Origin of the sequence: Niameybacter sp., assembly GCF_036655075.1 — a bacterium.
GTDB lineage: Bacteria > Bacillota > Clostridia > Lachnospirales > Cellulosilyticaceae > Holtiella.
This window is the reverse complement of record NZ_JAVVQU010000029.1, coordinates 1-19,761: the sequence shown is the minus strand read 5'-3', so window position 1 is coordinate 19,761 and position 19,761 is coordinate 1. Positions and strand designations below refer to the sequence as shown.

The 19,761-nt window shown below is 37.1% G+C and carries 16 protein-coding genes and 1 pseudogene; 15 read left to right on the top strand and 2 right to left on the bottom strand.

Annotated elements, in window-relative coordinates; genetic code table 11:
* Window positions 1-51: 51 nt before the first annotated feature.
* Window positions 52-2,037 carry an excinuclease ABC subunit UvrB gene (gene uvrB / locus RRY75_RS09225; RefSeq protein ID WP_332492284.1) on the top strand — a complete coding sequence of 662 codons (1,986 nt, stop codon included), beginning with the start codon at window positions 52-54 and terminating at the stop codon, window positions 2,035-2,037.
* Window positions 2,038-2,125: 88 nt separating this feature from the next.
* A complete protein-coding gene (uvrA, locus tag RRY75_RS09220; RefSeq protein WP_332492280.1) occupies window positions 2,126-4,951 on the top strand; it encodes an excinuclease ABC subunit UvrA in 2,826 nt (941 codons plus the stop codon).
* Window positions 4,952-5,037: 86 nt separating this feature from the next.
* Here the strand turns inward: uvrA and RRY75_RS09215 are convergent, their stop codons facing one another.
* Together RRY75_RS09215 and RRY75_RS09210 are read right to left on the bottom strand one after the other, a co-directional pair.
* Complete coding sequence (locus RRY75_RS09215) at window positions 5,038-6,189, bottom strand: stalk domain-containing protein (RefSeq protein ID WP_332492278.1); 1,152 nt, start codon at window positions 6,187-6,189, stop codon at window positions 5,038-5,040.
* 121 nt (window positions 6,190-6,310) lie between these two features.
* Window positions 6,311-6,739, bottom strand: coding sequence for a hypothetical protein (locus RRY75_RS09210; protein WP_332492276.1), 429 nt, complete (start codon window positions 6,737-6,739; stop codon window positions 6,311-6,313).
* Between the two features lie 132 nt (window positions 6,740-6,871).
* On the opposite strand from RRY75_RS09210, the gene uvrC reads away from it, so the two are divergent.
* The 13 genes and pseudogenes from uvrC to RRY75_RS09145 form a co-directional block, all read left to right on the top strand.
* Window positions 6,872-8,707 (top strand): excinuclease ABC subunit UvrC, encoded by a 1,836-nt coding sequence (gene uvrC / locus RRY75_RS09205; RefSeq protein WP_332527550.1) that lies wholly within the window; start codon window positions 6,872-6,874, stop codon window positions 8,705-8,707.
* Window positions 8,708-8,771: 64 nt separating this feature from the next.
* Window positions 8,772-9,710, top strand: coding sequence for an HPr(Ser) kinase/phosphatase (gene hprK / locus RRY75_RS09200; RefSeq protein WP_332492272.1), 939 nt, complete (start codon window positions 8,772-8,774; stop codon window positions 9,708-9,710).
* A 22-nt stretch (window positions 9,711-9,732) separates the two neighbouring features.
* A complete protein-coding gene (locus RRY75_RS09195; protein WP_332492270.1) occupies window positions 9,733-10,683 on the top strand; it encodes an ROK family protein in 951 nt (316 codons plus the stop codon).
* A 62-nt stretch (window positions 10,684-10,745) separates the two neighbouring features.
* Window positions 10,746-10,904: an aspartyl-phosphate phosphatase Spo0E family protein gene (locus tag RRY75_RS09190; RefSeq protein WP_332492268.1), complete on the top strand. Its 159-nt coding sequence runs from the start codon at window positions 10,746-10,748 to the stop codon at window positions 10,902-10,904.
* 86 nt (window positions 10,905-10,990) lie between these two features.
* On the top strand, window positions 10,991-12,739 hold the full coding sequence (locus RRY75_RS09185) for an ABC transporter ATP-binding protein (RefSeq protein ID WP_332492266.1): 1,749 nt from the start codon (window positions 10,991-10,993) through the stop codon (window positions 12,737-12,739).
* Window positions 12,740-12,750: 11 nt separating this feature from the next.
* Window positions 12,751-14,799 carry an ABC transporter ATP-binding protein gene (locus RRY75_RS09180; RefSeq protein WP_332527549.1) on the top strand — a complete coding sequence of 683 codons (2,049 nt, stop codon included), beginning with the start codon at window positions 12,751-12,753 and terminating at the stop codon, window positions 14,797-14,799.
* A 52-nt stretch (window positions 14,800-14,851) separates the two neighbouring features.
* Window positions 14,852-15,379, top strand: a complete 528-nt coding sequence (locus RRY75_RS09175; RefSeq protein ID WP_332492262.1) for a YcxB family protein — start codon at window positions 14,852-14,854, stop codon at window positions 15,377-15,379.
* A gap of 34 nt (window positions 15,380-15,413) precedes the next feature.
* On the top strand, window positions 15,414-16,400 hold the full coding sequence (locus RRY75_RS09170) for a hypothetical protein (protein WP_332527548.1): 987 nt from the start codon (window positions 15,414-15,416) through the stop codon (window positions 16,398-16,400).
* A 155-nt stretch (window positions 16,401-16,555) separates the two neighbouring features.
* Window positions 16,556-17,512, top strand: coding sequence for a C40 family peptidase (locus RRY75_RS09165; RefSeq protein ID WP_332492258.1), 957 nt, complete (start codon window positions 16,556-16,558; stop codon window positions 17,510-17,512).
* A 155-nt stretch (window positions 17,513-17,667) separates the two neighbouring features.
* Window positions 17,668-18,156 (top strand): GNAT family N-acetyltransferase, encoded by a 489-nt coding sequence (locus RRY75_RS09160; protein ID WP_332492256.1) that lies wholly within the window; start codon window positions 17,668-17,670, stop codon window positions 18,154-18,156.
* A 102-nt stretch (window positions 18,157-18,258) separates the two neighbouring features.
* Window positions 18,259-18,684: a hypothetical protein gene (locus RRY75_RS09155; RefSeq protein ID WP_332492254.1), complete on the top strand. Its 426-nt coding sequence runs from the start codon at window positions 18,259-18,261 to the stop codon at window positions 18,682-18,684.
* A gap of 13 nt (window positions 18,685-18,697) precedes the next feature.
* Window positions 18,698-19,216: a hypothetical protein gene (locus RRY75_RS09150; protein ID WP_332492253.1), complete on the top strand. Its 519-nt coding sequence runs from the start codon at window positions 18,698-18,700 to the stop codon at window positions 19,214-19,216.
* 297 nt (window positions 19,217-19,513) lie between these two features.
* Window positions 19,514-19,711, top strand: a pseudogene (locus RRY75_RS09145) (IS5/IS1182 family transposase); the annotation flags it as partial.
* Window positions 19,712-19,761 lie beyond the last annotated feature (50 nt).

Genomic DNA, 19,761 nt, shown 5'->3' with positions numbered 1-19,761 from the left:
TATGATAGAGAAAAATAGGTGGCAAACTCTATAGAGAAGGGAATGAATAAAATGAAGCCTTTTAAAATTGAATCTGCGTTTAAACCCATGGGCGACCAACCCCACGCTATTGAAAAGCTTGTGGATAGCATAGAAAAGGGTAATCGTTATCAAACACTTCTAGGTGTAACAGGATCAGGTAAGACATTTACAATGGCTAATATTATAGAAAAGGTACAAAAACCTACACTTATCATTGCGCATAACAAAACACTTGCAGCACAGCTTTATAGTGAGTTTAAAGAGTTTTTCCCAGATAATGCGGTAGAATACTTTGTATCCTATTATGACTATTATCAACCAGAGGCTTATGTGCCATCTAGTGATACGTATATTGAGAAAGATTCTAGTGTCAATGAAGAGATTGATAAATTGCGCCACTCGGCAACAGCGGCACTTGCAGAGCGTAATGACGTGATTATTGTAGCCAGCGTGTCTTGTATCTATGGTTTAGGAGACCCGGTAGATTATGAAAACCAAGTCTTATCTTTACGTACAGGTACCCAGATGGATAGAGATGATGTACTTAGAAAGTTGGTCCAGATTCAATACAATCGTAACGATATGGATTTTGCTAGATCGACCTTTAGAGTAAGAGGGGATACAGTAGAGATTATTCCAGCAGGGGCATCGGAGAAAGCTATACGCGTAGAATTTTTTGGAGACGAGATAGACCGTATTGCCGAAATAGACCCTTTAACAGGCGCAGTACTTGGTTATAGAGAACATGTAGCTATATTCCCAGCCTCTCACTATTCGATTAGTCGTGAGAAGATGGAGGGCGCTATTGAAGCCATTGAAAGTGAGCTTGTGGAGAGACTTGCAGAACTTAAAAATGAAGATAAGCTGCTAGAGATGCAAAGGATTGGCCAACGTACGAATTTTGATGTAGAAATGCTACGTGAGATGGGTTATTGTTCAGGTGTTGAGAACTACTCACGACATTTATCCGGCAGAGAGGCAGGGAGTACACCGTTTACACTTATTGACTACTTCCCAGAGGACTTCCTTATTATGGTGGATGAGTCACATATGACGGTACCTCAAATACGAGGGATGTATAACGGTGACCAGGCACGTAAAAATGTATTAGTAGACTACGGTTTTAGATTGCCTTCAGCACTAGACAATAGACCACTTAAGTTTGATGAATTTGAAGAAAAAATTAATCAAATTATGTTTGTTTCGGCGACACCTTCACAGTATGAACTTGAGCATTCCCTATGTATTGCAGAACAACTTATACGTCCTACAGGTTTACTAGACCCGCCTATTGATATACGTTCAGTAAAAGGACAGATTGATGATTTATTAGGAGAAATTAATAAACTTACGACTAAAGGGGAAAAAATACTAGTAACCACTCTGACAAAACGTATGTCAGAAGATTTGACAGACTACTTAAAAGAGATGGGTGTCAAGGTTAAATACCTACATTCAGATATCGATACACTTGAACGTATAGAGATTGTACGCGATTTAAGACTAGGTGTATTTGATGTATTAGTAGGAATCAACTTGCTACGTGAGGGACTGGATATACCAGAGGTTTCTTTAGTTGCAATCCTAGATGCAGATAAGGAAGGATTCTTGCGTTCAGAGACTGCCCTTATTCAGACTATAGGGCGTGCAGCTAGAAATGCAGATGGACGCGTCATTATGTATGCTGATAAGGTGACGCGCTCTATGGAGCATGCATTGTCAGAGACAAATCGAAGAAGACAAATTCAGATAGAATATAATGAAGCCCATGGGATTACACCCCAGACTATTAAAAAGGGAATCCGAGATTTGATTGTAGCAACTAAGACGAGTAAGAAAGAGGATGAATTCTTCAAAGATAAGGATCCAGAATCCATGAGTCCAGAAGAGCTTAAAAAAACTATGGATAAGGTGGAAAAGGAAATGAAAAAGGCAGCCCGTGACTTACAATTTGAACGCGCTGCAGAGCTACGCGATACACTGATTAAGTTAAAACAACTTTCTGTATCCAGATAAATGAAGTTATTTAAATAACGAACATATGTTTGATTTTGCCTTTTGATATGTTATACTAATCTAAAAAGAGAGGCAAGAAGGGGATAAAATGAAAAATAAAATTATGATTAAAGGTGCACGTGAGCACAATTTGAAGAATGTTGACCTTGAACTTAATCGTGATGAACTTATTGTCTTTACGGGATTAAGTGGTTCAGGGAAGTCTTCTTTAGCCTTTGATACTATTTATGCAGAGGGACAAAGAAGATATGTAGAATCTTTATCTGCTTATGCAAGGCAGTTTTTAGGACAGATGGAAAAACCAGATGTGGATTATATTTCAGGACTTTCTCCTGCTATTTCTATTGACCAAAAGACAACAAGCAAAAATCCTCGTTCTACAGTAGGGACAGTAACGGAAATCTATGACTACTTAAGACTACTCTTTGCACGTGTAGGGGTGCCACACTGCCCAAACTGTGGAAAAGAGATTAAAAAGCAAACCATAGACCAAATGGTTGACCAATTGATGGAGTTACCAGAACGTACGAAGGTACAGCTGTTAGCACCTGTTGTAAGAGGGCGCAAAGGGAAACATGAGAAAGTATTAGAGACCGCAGTCAAGCAAGGTTATATTCGTGCACGTATCGATGGAACAGTCTATGATTTGACAGAAGAAGAGCTAGATTTAGATAAAAATAAGAAGCATTCTATTGATATTGTTGTAGACCGTTTGGTGATTAAAGAAGGTATTGCAAAACGTTTGACAGACTCTGTTGAGACCGTTATGAAGCAAACAGGAGGTCTAATGATAGCAGAAGTTAATGGAGAAGAAGAAATCAACTTTAGTCAAAGCTTCTCTTGTCCAGACTGCCAAATTAGTATTGAAGAAATTGAGCCACGTTTGTTCTCCTTCAACAATCCATTTGGGGCATGTCCAACCTGTACAGGTCTTGGTGAAAAGTTAGAAGTAGACCCTGAACTTATTGTGCCAAATCCGGAGCTTACGATTAGACAAGGTGCCATAGCTGTCATAGGATGGGGTTCTATTGCCAATCCAGATAGTTATGCCTATGCCTTATTTGAAGCCTTAATGGCGAAGTATCATTTTGACTTAGAGACACCTTTTAATCAACTTTCAGAAGAAGTGCAAAATATTATTCTCTACGGAACAGGTGAGGAAAAGGTACAGTTTACTTTTTCAGGAGAGTACGGTACACGTAACTATGACTATGCCTTTGATGGTGTGGTAGGCAATACCAAGCGACGTTATGAAGAAAGTTCTTCTGAAAGTATGAGAGATGAATATGAAAGCTATATGACAAGTATCCCTTGTAAGACGTGTAAGGGCGCAAGGCTTAAGCCAGAGGCTCTTGCTGTAACAATAGGAGACAAAAATATCAATGAAGTGACTAGCATGGCTATTGGAGACCTTAGAACATTCTTCTTAGAAGTAGAGCTTACCAATAGACAAAAAGCCATCGGAGCGCAAGTCTTGAAAGAGGTTAATGCACGCCTTGGTTTTTTAGTAGATGTAGGGTTAGACTATCTTACACTATCCCGTTCTTCTGGAACACTTTCAGGTGGAGAAGCACAGCGTATTCGTTTAGCAACTCAAATAGGTTCAGGTCTTGTAGGTGTACTTTATATCCTAGATGAACCAAGTATTGGATTGCATCAACGTGATAATGAAAGATTGATTCAGACCCTTATTCGTCTGAGAGACTTAGGGAATACCTTAATCGTTGTTGAACATGATGAAGACACCATGCATGCGGCTGACTGGATTGTAGATATTGGTCCAGGAGCAGGTGAGCATGGTGGAGAGATTATTTCAAGCGGACCACTAGAGACCATTTTAGCTTGTGAAGCATCTGAAACAGGTGCTTACTTAAGTGGGCGTAAACAAATAGAGATTCCAGAGAAAAGAAGAAAAGGCAATGGAAACAAGATTAAAATTGTAGGTGCCAAAGAGAACAACTTAAAAAATCTAAGTGTAGATATACCGCTTGGCACAATGACCTGTATTACAGGGGTATCAGGCTCTGGAAAGAGTACATTGATTAATGAAATTCTCTTGAAGCGTCTTGCAAGAGACTTAAACCGTGCCAAACTTAAGCCAGGTGCACATAAAGATATTAGAGGACTTGAAAACTTAGATAAAGTCATCCATATCGACCAATCACCAATAGGACGTACACCACGTTCTAACCCAGCGACTTATGTAGGTGTATTTGATATGATTCGTGATGTCTTTGCAGGGACACAAGAAGCTAAGATGAAAGGTTATCAAAAGGGACGCTTTAGCTTCAATGTTAAGGGCGGACGCTGTGAGGCATGCCGTGGAGATGGTATGCTGAAAATAGAAATGCACTTCTTACCAGATGTTTATGTACCTTGTGAAGTATGTAAGGGCAAACGCTATAATAGAGAAACACTAGAAGTAAAGTATAAGGATAAGACGATTTCAGATGTATTGAATATGACAGTGGAAGAAGCCCTTAAGTTCTTTGAAAACTTCCAAGCCATTAGTCGTAAGCTTCAAACACTTTATGATGTAGGCCTAGGTTATGTACGACTAGGACAATCTTCTACTACCCTTTCAGGAGGAGAGGCACAACGTGTCAAACTGGCAACAGAGCTTAGTAAGCGTAGTACAGGAAAGACCATGTATATCTTAGATGAGCCAACAACAGGACTACATTTTGCTGATGTACACAAGCTTGTAGGCATTTTAGACAGACTTGTAGAAGGTGGCAATACCGTCGTTGTTATTGAACATAATCTAGATGTGATTAAGACAGCAGACTATATCATTGACTTAGGCCCAGAAGGTGGTAGCCGTGGTGGTGAAATTGTGGCAACAGGTACACCGGAACAAGTGGCAAAAGTGGAAGCATCTTACACAGGACATTTCCTTAAGAAACTGCTATAAGTGATTAAACAACAGGGTATACAAACAAAACAGGCTCTTCCTAGTGAGACTAGGAAGAGCCTGTTTTATAAAATGCTATGAGACAATTAATATTTTACTAATGTAATTTTGCCATCTTCATATTTAACAATAAGACGCCCACTACCTACTTTATTGTAGATGTAACCGCTAACTTCTCTTGTTCCAAGGTCTTTTTGAAGATCTTCTGAAATGCTTTCCATAAAGTCTTTTAAAGCTCTTAAGTCGTCACGACCAGCATCTTTTACGAAGTCAGCCCAGTCTGATTTGTTATCATTTGTAAGATTTGTGTAGAGTTTGAAGCTAAGTGTTTCAAAATCATCGCCATCATTTTCAACTTCAATTTCGTCTACTTTGATGACAAGGTCCTTCAATGTTTCGTATTCGAAATCAGGAAGTGTATCGTAATCGCTATCATCCATTAAGCTATCAGCAGCATCATCTAAATCATCTTGTGTAAGTTGTTTAGTATAGGCAAAGCGACCTTTTGTACTACATGTAAAACGACCAATAGTGTCTTCGGTGTAGTCGTTGTAAAGGGTACCATCGATAGCTACTTTTGTACCTAACTCTTTTTGTACGGTGTCACACATACTGTTTAAAAGTGTTTCTAATTTATCAGATTTAATTTTATCAAATGCAGTAGAATCAGCTTTTGTATCGAAGGACACGGTAAGTTCAAGTTCTTCTTCTCTATCGTTATATTCCAAGTCAAATAACCAGTATACACCATATTTTTCAGTGTAATCGTTTTCTAAAATAGCCTCAAGTTTTTCAAGTCCTTTAGTTGTTAAATCTGGTTTTTTAGACTCTTCTTCTTTTTTATCTTCTTCTTTTTGTTCATAGCCTGCGAGTTTTTTCTCAGCAGCTGCTAATTGGTTTTTAAGTGTAGCAATCTCTAAGTTTTTGCTTGCAAGTTCTTGGTCTGTTACAGTTGAAGGTGGTGTTTTTGAAGAGATTTGAACAGTTTTATTTGTACCGTCCCAACCTACGTTGTTGTTAGTCATTTGACCTGCATCACGAAGAGAAACATATACTGTACCATCAATCATAAATGGTTCATATTGAGGTGTTTGGAACCCTCCATCATATGTAACTTTAATATTGTTATAAACGGCTTTTACATTTTTAGTAAGGTTAGCTGCACTTACAGAGAAGGCACCTGTTCCAATTGCCATAGCGCAGCCAATAGCTACGGCTTTTTTCATTTTTTTGCTCATAAAATTAACCTCCTTTGAATTTATACATAAGTTTGATAGACAAGCTAATAACCATAAGTATACTCAATAGGAGGTTAAAATTCAATTTAACTAAAGAAAATTAATCAAAATGTAATAAATATTACTTTATGTTTAATTTACCGTCTTTATACATAAATGTATAAGTTGGTTGCTTAGCATCATCTTCCATAACAATCCCTTCAATAGGGATAGATGTGCTACCTAAAGCTGTTTGAATCTCAGTGATAATAGAAGTAAGTAATTTTTCTAAGTCAGATTTAGAGATTTTTTTAAAAGCAGCGGCATCATCTTTATCGTACTCAACAAGTACGCTCACGCGTCCATTGCTAAAAAGGATATCAAAATCCCAATCTACTTTGTATTGTTTATCATAACTTTTTTCAAGCTTATCCTCAAGTTGTTCGAGGGTATAATTAATAGCAAGTGGATTGTTGAGGTCTACTTTAGGTGCAGCTGCGAAAAGGGTTAGAGATTGACCGGCAATCAGGCCGATACATAGAGTTTTAATACAAAATTTTTTAATAGTCATGGTAAGTCCTCCTAAAATAAAGTCTATAAATAGTATTAAGATTAGGAGAAAGAATATTCTGGTAAATATTAGTATATGTAAAGTGTTAAAACTGGTTTATACTTAAAATAGAGAGAAAAAAGGAGTCGACCTATGTTTGATATAAAAGAAGAATTAAAAAAACTACCTAGTTCGCCAGGCGTTTATTTGATGAAAAATGAGTTGGATCAAATTATCTATGTAGGCAAAGCTGTTAGCCTTAAAAATCGTGTGAAACAGTACTTCCAACAATCTAAAAATCACTCAATCAAGACGATGAGGCTAGTGGAACAAATTTGTAGTTTTGAATATATTGTCACCACCTCAGAGTTAGAAGCTTTGGTTTTAGAGTGTAACTTAATTAAACGATATAATCCTAAATATAATATTCGATTAAAAGATGATAAACACTATCCTTATATTAGAATAGATACCCATATGGCCTTTCCGAGAGTAACCGTTGTAAGAAATATGAAAAAGGATGGTGCCAAATACTTTGGTCCGTATACAGACTCCAATGCAATGAGGGAAATGGTAGAGCTGATTAAGAAGACTTGGCCATTACGTACTTGCACCAAAGTCCTTCCAAGAGATATTAATAAAGAAAGAGCCTGCCTCAACTATCACATTGGACAATGTAGTGGACCATGTATTGCTAAAATTAGTCAGGCAGACTATGCAATCCTTATACAAGAGGTCGTGGACTTCTTAAGCGGTAAGTACCACGAGATTATTAAACGCTTAGAAATAAGTATGGGAGAGGCCTCCATGAACTTAGAGTTTGAAAAGGCGGCCCTCTTGCGTGACCAGTTGTCTGCTATCAAAAAGATAGAGCAGAAGCAGACCGCTACCAATAGCAGTATGGAAGACCAAGATGTTATTGCTTTTGCAAGAAGTGAGCAAGATACTTTGATGCAAGTCTACTTTGTACGTCAGGGTAAACTGATTGGGCGTGAACATTTTCTTATTAACGATACACAAGGCGAAGAAATTGAGCAGATTTTTAGTGAGTTCATTGCCCAATTTTATTCAGAAGCGACTTTTATTCCTAAACAAATTTTAGTAGAGAAGATGCCAGAAGACCAAGAGGTAGTAGAAGCTTACTTGAGTATGCATAAAGGGAGTAAGGTTACACTGACCTTACCACAAAAGGGGACAAAGCATAATCTACTAGAGCTGGCAAGTAAGAATGCATATATTAGCTTAAGTCAGTTTGGAGATGAAATGAGGCGTCAAGAGGCAAAGACAAAAGGGGCACTGGGTGAGATACAAGAAGCGCTTGGGTTTAATAAGTCTTTTAATCGTATAGAAGCCTATGATATTTCTAACACACAGGGCATTGAATCAGTTGGTGGAATGGTAGTATTTGAAAAGGGGAAGCCTAAGCGAAGTGACTACCGTAAGTTCAAGATTAAAAGTATCCAAGGACCTAATGATTATGGCAGCATGGAAGAAGTACTAGATAGGCGTATTGCCAGATTGGTACAAAAAGGTGAGGAAGACAGTTTTACCAAGATGCCAGACCTCATCTTGATGGATGGTGGAAAGGGACAAGTTGGTGTAGCAGAGAAGGTATTAGCGAAGTATCGATTAGATATACCGGTATGTGGTATGGTAAAGGATGATAAGCATAGAACCCGAGGCCTCCTTTATCAGAATGAAGAAATTATCATAAAGACCAATACAGAAGGATTCAAGTTGATCACTAGAATTCAAGATGAAGTTCACCGGTTTGCCATTGAATATCACAAAAAATTGCGGAGTAAAGCGCAGGTGCAATCGGTCTTAGATGATATAAAAGGAGTAGGTAAAGAGCGTAAGAAATATTTGATGAATCATTTTAAAAGCGTGGAACTTTTAAGACAGGCTACCTTAGATGAAATAGAGGCTGTGCCAGGTATTACAAAAGAGGTCGCAATGAATATTTATACTTTTTTCCATAAACAATAAATGTTATAATAAAATATAGTGTAATTTAAAGCGTGTATTTAAAGAAGAAAAAAGGAGTAACGGCATGTATTCTGTAAAAGTAAGTAAATTGATTGACCATTTTAAGCTTGAGCCCTTAACACCTAGCATTGAGTACGAAAATAGACAAATTACCGAATCAGATGTCAATAGACCTGCACTTCAGTTAGCCGGTTTCTTCGATTACTTTGACCCAACAAGACTTCAAATTATCGGTAAAGTTGAGCACACTTATATGGAGCAGATGCCAGAAGATGCGAGGAGGCAATGTATAGAGCGCCTTATGAACTATACAGAAATTCCTTGTATTGTCTTTTGTAGAGAAGAAATTGAGCCTTTTCCAGAGATGATTGCATGTGCAGAAAAGAGTGGCATACCAATGTTCAAAACATTAGAGTCCACAACGAGTTTCTTAGCAGAAGTCAATAGATGGCTGCATGTGGAGTTAGCACCACGTATTTCTATGCATGGTGTACTCGTAGATATCTATGGAGAAGGTGTACTCATTACAGGTGAGAGTGGGATCGGTAAAAGTGAGACAGCGTTAGAACTTGTAAGAAGAGGACATCGTCTTGTAGCAGATGATGCAGTAGAGATCAAACGTGTATCAGGCACAACACTACTTGGATCAGCCCCAGAAGTTATCCGTCACTTTATTGAAGTACGTGGTATAGGGATTGTGGATATTAAACAAATCTTTGGTGTAGGTTCTGTTAAAGAAATGAAAAATATTGATCTTGTAATCAAGTTAGAAAACTGGGACCAAAAGAAGCAATATGATCGTTTAGGCTTGACTAATGAGTATATGGATATATTAGGAATCAATGTAGTGAGTCATTCCATTCCTATTAGACCAGGTAGAAACTTAGCGATTATTTGTGAGACTGCAGCGATTAACTTTAGACAAAAAAAGATGGGTTATAATGCAGCAGAAGCACTTAATGAACGTGTCATGAATAATTTACAAAATAACTTTAATAACTAAACGAATTTAATGGAGGAATAAGATGTATTACATTGGTGTGGATTTAGGCGGAACAACAATTAAAGTAGGGCTCTTAAACAGTGAATATACAATCATTGATAAAATTGTGATCCCTACAGGGGCAGAACGTTCATCAGAGGAAGTTCTTAAGGATATGGCAAGTGTATGTAGAGAGATTATGAATAAGCATGGTCTAACTGTAGAAGATGTCCATTCAATTGGAATTGGTAGCCCAGGGATTGCATCTCCTATAGAAGGTATTATTCACTATGCAAGTAACTTAAACTTCAATGAAGTCAATGTAAGAAATGAAATCCAAAAGTACATTAATCTTAATGTGTATGTAGAAAATGATGCAAACTGTGCAGCTTTAGCAGAATCAATCTGTGGAGCAGCTAAAGGAGAAAAGGATGTTGTTGTTATAACACTAGGAACAGGCATTGGTGGTGGAATCATCATTGATGGCAAAGTTTATAGTGGTGCATTCTGTGGTGGTGGTGAAGTTGGTCACCATGTTATGGAGTTAAATGGGCGTCCATGTGGATGTGGTCGTAAAGGCTGTTGGGAACAATATGCTTCAGCAACAGCATTGATTAGAGATGCAAAAGCTGCTGCAAACAGCGATCCAGAGTCACTCCTTGCAACAATGGCTGAAGGTAACCTAGAAAGTATGACAGCTAAAATTGTATTTGATGCAGTACAATCTGGTGACCAGGTGGCGGAAGAAGTACTTGACCAATACTTCAAATATGTGGCATATGGTGTAGCGAACATCGTTTATATGCTCCAACCCGCAGTTGTTGTACTAGGTGGTGGTATGAGTGCACAAGGTGCTAACTTAACAGAACCTGTAACAACATATACACAAGAGCAAATGTGCCCAGGACTTGAGCTTAGAAATCCAGTTAAGGCAGCAATCTTAGGAAATGATGCAGGTATTATAGGGGCAGCACTTGTTGGGACAACACTCTAGTAAGAGGAATAAAAAAAGACATTCTGAAGCATAATAAGTACATTATCCTATAGGAGGAATGTATGCTAAAACAGGTGTTGCTTAGGCAGATAGAGGACACAAGAGAAGCACTGAATGATATAGTGGGGAATTATGAAGTAGGAGAAGATAGTGGCGAGATTATTGAGCTTAGTCACTGTTTAGATGAGCTCATTATAGAATATATAGAACTCACTAGATAAAACGGGACTGTTACAAGGGACTTGTAACAGTCCCTAAATTTGTATGATTAATAAATATGAGAATGAATGTTTAGGGGAGGCTGAAGATGAACAGCAAAGATGTGCTTAAACGATATATCGTGAAATATAAGTGGTTATATCTATCAGGATTAATGACTTTATTATTAGTGGATTACATGCAATTATTTATCCCTAAGATTACAGGGAATGTAACAGACGGCATTAAAGATGGAAGTATCAGCTCACAAGGGATACTAGAGATGGTCTGTCTCTTAATAGGGCTAACAGTCCTAATGGGGATTTGCCGTATAGGTTGGCGTTATTGCATCATTGGTTCATCAAGAAAAGTAGAAAGAGATGTTAGGGAAGACCTATTTGAAAAGTGGGTGACTCTAGATAGTCAATATTTTAATCAGCATAAGACCGGAAACTTAATGGCCTATGCAACCAACGATTTAAATGCCATTCGTATGATGGTGGGGCCAGGGGTTATTACCATTTTTGATGCTGTCATTATGACGGTGATGGTCATTGGACAGATGGCATTTGCTATTGATATGAAGCTTACCTTAGTAGCAATTATTCCAATGCCTTTTATCGCCCTTTCAAGCTATTATTTTGGTCGTATAATCAAGAAAAGGTTCAAGGAAAAACAAGAAGCTTTTGCAACTTTATCAGATAAAGTACAAGAATCCTTCTCAGGAATTAAAGTCATCAAATCCTTTGTACAAGAATACTATGATTTACAAGATTTTGGTGGCATAGCACAGGATAACTATGCTAAGAACTTAAAACTTGCCAAGCTTTCAGCGTTCTTAAATCCATTAGTTATTTTCCTAGTAGGGTCAAGCTTACTCATCTCTATTGGGTATGGTGGTTACTTAACGATGATTAATGAGATTACAATTGGTGAATTCGTAGCCTTTAACCAATATATTTTGATGCTGAGTTGGCCAATGCAAGCTATTGCCATGGGTATTAATACTTTTGCACAGGGGATGGCATCTGTGAAGCGAATAGATGAGGTGCTACAAGTAACAAGTAGTATACAAGATACAAAAGAGGCCGTAGCATTACCAGAGCTTGAGGGCCATCTTTGTATTAAACATCTAGACTTTAATTTCCCAGATAACAATCAACCAGGATTAACAGATATCAATTTAGAGGTACACCCTGGAGAAACATTGGCTATACTTGGACGTACAGGTAGTGGAAAGTCTACTTTAGTCAATTTACTCTTAAGAATTTATAATGCACCAGAAGGTAGCATTTTCCTAGATCAAACAGATATTATGCAAGCCAAGATACAAGACGTGAGAAGACAAATTGCCTATGTGCCTCAAGATAACTTCTTATTTAGTGACACGATTAAAAACAACATTGGATTTGGTGTAGACGAAGTCTCACAAGCGTTGGTGGAAGCGGCAGCGTTGAAGGCAGACGTACATAAGAATATTGTGGATTTCCCACACCAATACGAGACAGTAGTTGGAGAAAGAGGAACGACACTTTCAGGTGGGCAAAAGCAAAGGGTATCTATTGCAAGGGCGTTACTCTTAGATACACCGATTTTAATACTAGATGACTCTCTATCTGCTGTAGATACAAAGACAGAAGAACTTATCTTACATAACCTCAAAGAAGCTAGACAAGGTAAGACCAATATCATTATTGCCCATCGTATTTCTACAGTACGCCATGCAGAGCACATTGTCGTTCTTGAAAATGGTCATGTTGCAGAGTATGGAGAACATGAAGGTCTCCTAGCCGCTGATGGTATCTATGCAGATATGTATAGAAAACAACAACTTGAAGAAGAGATTAGTGAGGCATAGGGGGGATGAAGATGAAAACACAAGATAGTGGCTTGATTAAACGTTTATTAGCATATGCAAAACCGTATAAAGGGTGGTTTGTAATTGTATTATTACTTATGGTGATTAGTACCGTTGCAGATTTAGCAAAACCCGTACTCATAGGAAATGCAGTAGATTTATTTACAGAAGGATATAAGACACCCTATGTTGTAACAACAGATACAAAGAGCACTGTAGAATATGAAGGACAGGTGCTTCGTCACTTGAAACCAGATGAACAAGTAGAAAACGTTTATCAAATGATACAATATAAGAATGTATACTATTGGATTGAGGACATGGCTTTAACAGATAGTACATTATTAGAAAATATGACACCAGAGGCCTATAGCCAAGCAATAAGTATAGAACCAGAAGGTGTAAGTCTGACAGTAAATGGGAACACTTACAAAGGAAGTATACTAGAACAAGAAGATTTAAAGGTATTAAGAAGCCTTAACCTACCAGCCTTAGCCTACCTAGCAATGCTCTTTTTAGTGGTGTTAGCAGTAAGCTTTGGATTCTTATATTTACAAGCTATTATTTTACAATACATTGGACAAAAGATTATTTTGGCAGTACGACATGAAATTTACGAGAAGATGCTTTACCTACCAGATCGCTTCTATCATCAAAATCCAATTGGAAAGCTAGTCACACGTGTGACTAATGACACAGAGACTTTAAATGAGATGTACACAAGCGTACTTGTGAACTTACTTAAGCAAGTGCTCTTCCTGATGGGTGTTATGGTCATGATGGTAGCAACAGATGTAAAGACTGCGCTTTGGGTATTTGCACTTATTCCATTGGTGGTAGCAGCAACATTTATTTATAAATACTTTTCTAGAATTGCGTACCGCGATGTACGTAATCGATTAACACAAATGAATACTTTCTTATCTGAGCACCTTTCAGGCATGCGTATTATACAAATCTTCACAAGAGAAGAAGCTAAAGTGAAACAAATGAAGGGGATCAATGCGAAGTTGTATAAAGCAGGTATGAGAGAAATGACAGCCTTTATGCTTTTTAGACCCTTTATCTTTGTCCTTTCCTCAGTAGGCGTAGGACTTGTACTCTTAGTCGGTGGGAATAGTGTTTTAAAAGGTGCAATGAGTGTAGGAGCCTTAATTATTATGGTATCTTATACGAAGGATTTCTTTGGACCTATTGAACAGTTAGCAGAAAACTTTAGTGTGCTTCAGTCAGCTCTAGCATCAGCAGAGAAGATTTTCTCCATATTGGATGAAGAAAATGAGATTCAAGATGGGACTTTTGAAGCGAAAGAAGGCTTCAGCGGCTCTATCGAATTTAAAAATGTATGGTTTGCCTATGAAGAGGAAGATTGGATTTTAAGAGATGTGTCATTTAAAATAGAAGCAGGTCAAAAGGTAGCCTTTGTAGGTGCTACTGGTGCAGGTAAAACTTCTATCTTAAGCCTTATTTGTCGTTACTATGACATTCAAAAGGGACAGATTCTAATCGATGGAAAAGATATTAAAGACTATGAGATTGCTTCATTAAGAAGTCAAGTAGGGCAAGTTTTACAAGATGTATTTATGTTCACAGGCGATGTGAAGAGTAATATTAGACTAGGAAGTAGCAGTATTTCCCAGGAAACGATAGAAAAGGCCAGTAAACTTGTAAATGCCCATGAGTTCATAGAAAAGTTACAAGATCAATATGATGAAAAAGTCCTTGAAAGAGGTGCAAGCTTATCAACGGGGCAAAGACAGCTTATTTCTTTTGCACGTGCAGTAGCATATGACCCTAAAATCTTCATCTTAGATGAAGCAACAGCCAATATTGATACAGAAACTGAAAGTCTGATTCAGGATGCACTGTATAAGATGATGGAGGGGCGTACGACACTTATGGTAGCCCACCGCTTGTCTACTATTCAACATGCTGATAATATTATTGTGTTACATAAAGGTAAAATAAGAGAGATGGGGAACCATCAAACCCTTTTAGGCAACAAAGGAATTTATTATAACTTATACCAACTCGCACTTCAGAGCCAGGTAATGTCTTAAACTGAGTGAGCAAGTGTAGGGGGTTGGAGAACAAAACAAAAGAGGTGTTAAAATGACCAATGTAAATCAACTTGAATTAAAAATTAAAATGAAGCTAAGGGACGTATGGCGCTACAACCTATGGGTAGGCTACCGTACACTATTTAGCAAATTGCTTTTAGTTGTAGGATTCGGTATTTTGGGATGGCTTGGATACAAGCTTTCTCAAAATACAGGACGATTAGACTTATTCTTTGCAGACAACATTATATGGATTATTCTAGCGGTACTTATTCTAATCGGGAAACCTTTTAAGATATGGAATATTACAGCGACACAGATGCAACTTCCAGTTTTTGCAGGAACGACAGAGTACGTGTTTTCTGAGGAAAGTATTTATCTGAAAGTAGGAGAACTAGAAGATACAGTATCTTGGAATACTTATATTAAAATTCTAGAGACTCCTAAGGACTTTAGATTTTTTGTAGATGCAGTCCAAGCACAAATTTTGCCTAAACACAATATGGACAAAAGACAAATAGAACAACTTAGAACATTCATTAAAGGAGCGAAACCTGCCACAGCGTATCGCTTGAAATAGACAGTTAATAAATTCAGCTTAGAAAGAGGCACACATGGAAAGATTATTTCATATTTCTACAACACTTAAATACATTAATTTTTTTCAAGATGATTGGAGTAAGATTGAAGCATTTAGCCAAAAGCATCAAATGGATGGGATTGAGTTAGGTCTTACCATAGATTATGATATAAGCCAGATACCAGAAGGTATTGTCCAAGGGGTACATTTAAGTTTTTACCCAATGTGGTTAGACTTTTGGAGAGGAGACTTGGCTAAAGTAGAGAGTATTTTAGGGAGTCACCAAGCGCTTTTAGATTATTATGGTGGGACAAGTAAGGAAGTGATGATAGAGTCTTACAAGCAGCAGTATGCAAGAGCCAAAGCACTCAAAGCTAAGTATATGGTATTGCATGTAAGTCATATTTGTATTGAAGACTCCTTTACTTGGCAGTTTGACTATACAGATGAGGAAGTGATTGATGCCACCATTGAACTGGTAAATGAGGTCTTTCCAGCAGATGAAGATGGACCGATGTTACTCTTTGAAAACTTATGGTGGCCAGGGCTTACCTATTTAGATCAAGCTGTGACTAAGAAGCTTTTAGAGGGTGTTCAATATACTAAGAAGGGCCTTCTGATGGACATTTCTCACCTGACTTTGACAAACTTAAAGATAGGAAATGAGAAGGAATGTTACACTTACATTAAGGAAGTTGTAGAGAACCTAGGGGAGCTTAAATCATTTATCTATGGTGTTCACTTGAATAAAACATTACCAAAGCATTATATGCAACAAGACCGTAGCTACTTGGTAGACCGTTACCGCGAGGCCAAGACGCCACAACTTAAGATGCGCGTTTTAAAACAGCATATTCAAAAATTAGACCCACACCAACCATTTGATCATGAAATTGCTAAGCAAATTGTTGAGTGTATTGACCCACAGTTTTGTGTGTATGAAACAAATCCTGAAGATATTTATGAGATGGCCTATTTTATGAAGAAGCAAAATATCGCCTTAGGCATTTCTTATAAGTAAAATCCATTTCACTAGCATTTCAGATAAAATAAGGTAGAAAAATTAGAATGTAGCATAGTTTGATCATCATATAATGTTGACAGTATCTCTGTTTTTTCTTATAATAGTTTTGTAATAATTAGTTAATATATTATAAGAGGTCGGAGGAAGTAGAAATGCAGCTGAAAAAATCATTACTGAGTTTATGTGTTGTGGCATCAGCAATGCTTATGCCAACACTTGTATATGGACAAGCTTATGGCAAAGTAAATGTTGCTACATTAAACATGAGACAAGAGCCAAAGACTACAGCGACTAACATGGGCCAACTTAACCAACAAGATGAAGTGGACATTATTGGACGTGCAAATAATGAATGGCTAGAGATTCAAACAAGTAATGGTGGAAAAGCTTATGTTTTTGCGGATTATGTTTCAATCGAGGAAACAGAAGGAGAAATTATAGGGCAAGGGGTAAGACTTAGGGACTACCCAGCTACTACAGACACTAATATTTTAGACACCCTTAATACAGGGGATAAGGTCGTTATACAATATACAGTTGAAGGATGGTGCAAAGTCATCCATGAAGGTAAGGAAGGTTTTATTAGTCAAGAATTTATACACTCTAAGTTTATGAAAGAACTTCCTACTAAGCGTATTGCCGAAGTGAAGCGGGTTGTACCAACACAAATAGTGGGTGAGGTAACGGTTACAGGAAATAAGAACCAGAGTAATAACGAAGACACAGTGGTAGCATCAGGCAAGAGCTTAGGTGAAGCAATTGTGGAGGATGCTCAGCAGTTTGTAGGGAATCCTTATGTATATGGTGGGAATAGTTTGACCAGTGGTGTAGACTGTTCTGGGTTTACACAGCAAATCATGAACCGCCATGGTATCAGTATTTCTCGTACGTCACGTTCTCAGTATGACAATGATGGCTACCAAGTGAGTAGAGGTGAGCTACAAAGAGGGGATTTAGTCTTTTTTGGTTACAATGGTTCTATCTCACATGTAGCCATATACATAGGTGACGGTAAGATTATTCATTCCAATAATAGTAGTACAGGTATTATTATCAGTTCATTTGATGGACCAGGTAAGCCTTACATAGGTGCAAAACGTGTCATTTAGTGAAAGTCATACTTAAATATAAAAAAGCAATAGGCAAGCAGGACTTACACAGAGATGTAGGTTCTGCTTTTTTAGATTTATTAAAAGGTAGACGATAAAATTAGACAAAGATAAAGTAAGCAATGAAACAGGAAAAGAAAAGGAGTAAAAAGGATATGGAATATAAAATAAGAGCAATGACACAAGAAGATTGGCAACGTGTAGCCCAAATATATTATCAAGGGATGATAAGTAATGAAGCTACCTTTACTACAGTCGTACCAACGTATGAAGAATGGGATACGGCACATTTACAAATAGGAAGACTTGTGGCAACTTATGAAGATAAAGTTGTAGGGTGGGCAGCCTTATCTCCTATTTCTTCAAGAGCAATCTATAGCGGTGTCACAGAGTTAAGTATTTACATAGATAATGACTTTAAAGGTGTAGGAATAGGAACAACCCTTATCAAGAGGGTAATTGAAGTTTGTGATGCAAGCGACATTTGGACCATCCAGTCCTCTATTATGGCAGATAATGAAGGAAGTCTAGCCCTTCATAGAAAATGTGGATTTAGAGAAGTGGGCTATCGAGAAAAGCTTGCAAAAGATAGAGAAGGTAACTGGAGAGATACTGTACTTGTAGAAAGACGATATAAGGATTAAAAGGAGTATAGTATCTTTTTATACTTTTATAGATTTTTTTGATAATATATTATACTATACAAGAGTATAAGTTATTTTTGAAAAAAGAAAGGATGAAATAATATGGCATTAATGGTAACAGGAAAACAAGCAAGAGCAGTAGGAAATGAAATTGATAAAATTATAAGGGAGATTGACCAAATTACACAATCAGATATTGATAGAACATGTGATAAAATTGACTCAGAATTGAATTCATGTGGACGTGAGCTTAGTAACTCAATCAAAACATTAGAACAGATTAAACCATTACTTGATAGATTAGTAGGACAAGTAGGGGCAAACGCTCCAGAAAGTATTCAAGTACTTGTTCAATCTATAGCACAAGAAATTAGTTCAAAAGTTTCAACATCAATAGATAATCAAGTAGAGGTACGTAAGAACATTGCAGATGTTGATAAGTATACAAATGAAATAGATGCTCTTACAGATAAAATAGATGGACTTACAAATCAAATTGATGTTATGACAGATAAGTTCCAGGATTAAGGAAGGGATATAAATGTTAGAAAATCTTATTCGTGATGCAAAGCTTGCAGCCATGCAAGCGGTTGGTGAAGTAAAAGATATGGTACATGATGCAACAACTAAGCTGCCTGACGCAGTACAAACTGATTATGAAAAGCTTGATCAACAAAACATAGCACAATCCGGACAGGCACCTGTATTAGAATATATGGGGAATGGATGGGGAAATATGGCATCTGCAATGACAGCTAATCAAATAGATATGATTGCTGATAAGCAAAATTTTATTGCTAATATGATCCAAAATGGATTGCTTGGATTTGATGCTATTGAAGAGGAATTACGAGCTATGGCTGTACAAAGTGTCCCACCTCAACCCGCACAATTATTAAGTTTAGCTACTAGAATAGACTCTACGCAAAGGCAAATATTTAATGGTCTACAAGAGTTAAGAAATCTTGCAATACATATTGATAAGGCAACAGATAAATTGCAAAATAATAATTTAAATGGGTGGAGTCAACCTAATATAAATAATCAATGGAATAAGTAAAGCAATGGTAAGTAGCCTTTTATAAAGTTATAGTTTCAAACAACTAAGAAAGCCTCAGTGTTATAACACTGAGGCTTTCTTAGTTGTACAATGAATTTGATTTTATCAGATTCTAGACTGAAAAAATAGAGGGATAAGGAGAAGAACTTATTGATTAATATCAAAGAAAAGGCCCAGTAGTTTAAATGGAGGCCACTGAAAAAGTATTCTTATTATGAAAAAATCCATCAATGTCGTATCTCGGCATTGATGGATTTTTTTGTTATAATAATAGTATCAAATTCGGAAGGTGATACCATGCTTCAACAACAACAAACTTTAAACTTGAGCCCATATATGAAAATTTACGATATTGTAGTTCCTAAAGATAATCTTTTGAGAAAAATTAATGAACTTATTGACTTCTCTTTTGTTTACGAAGAGCTTATTGATAAGTATTGTTTAAACAATGGTAGGAATGCTATTAGTCCTGTTCGTATGTTTAAATATCTACTATAAACGTGCATAAATGCTTCCAATAAAATTCCAGTTGGCTTTAAAGGAAT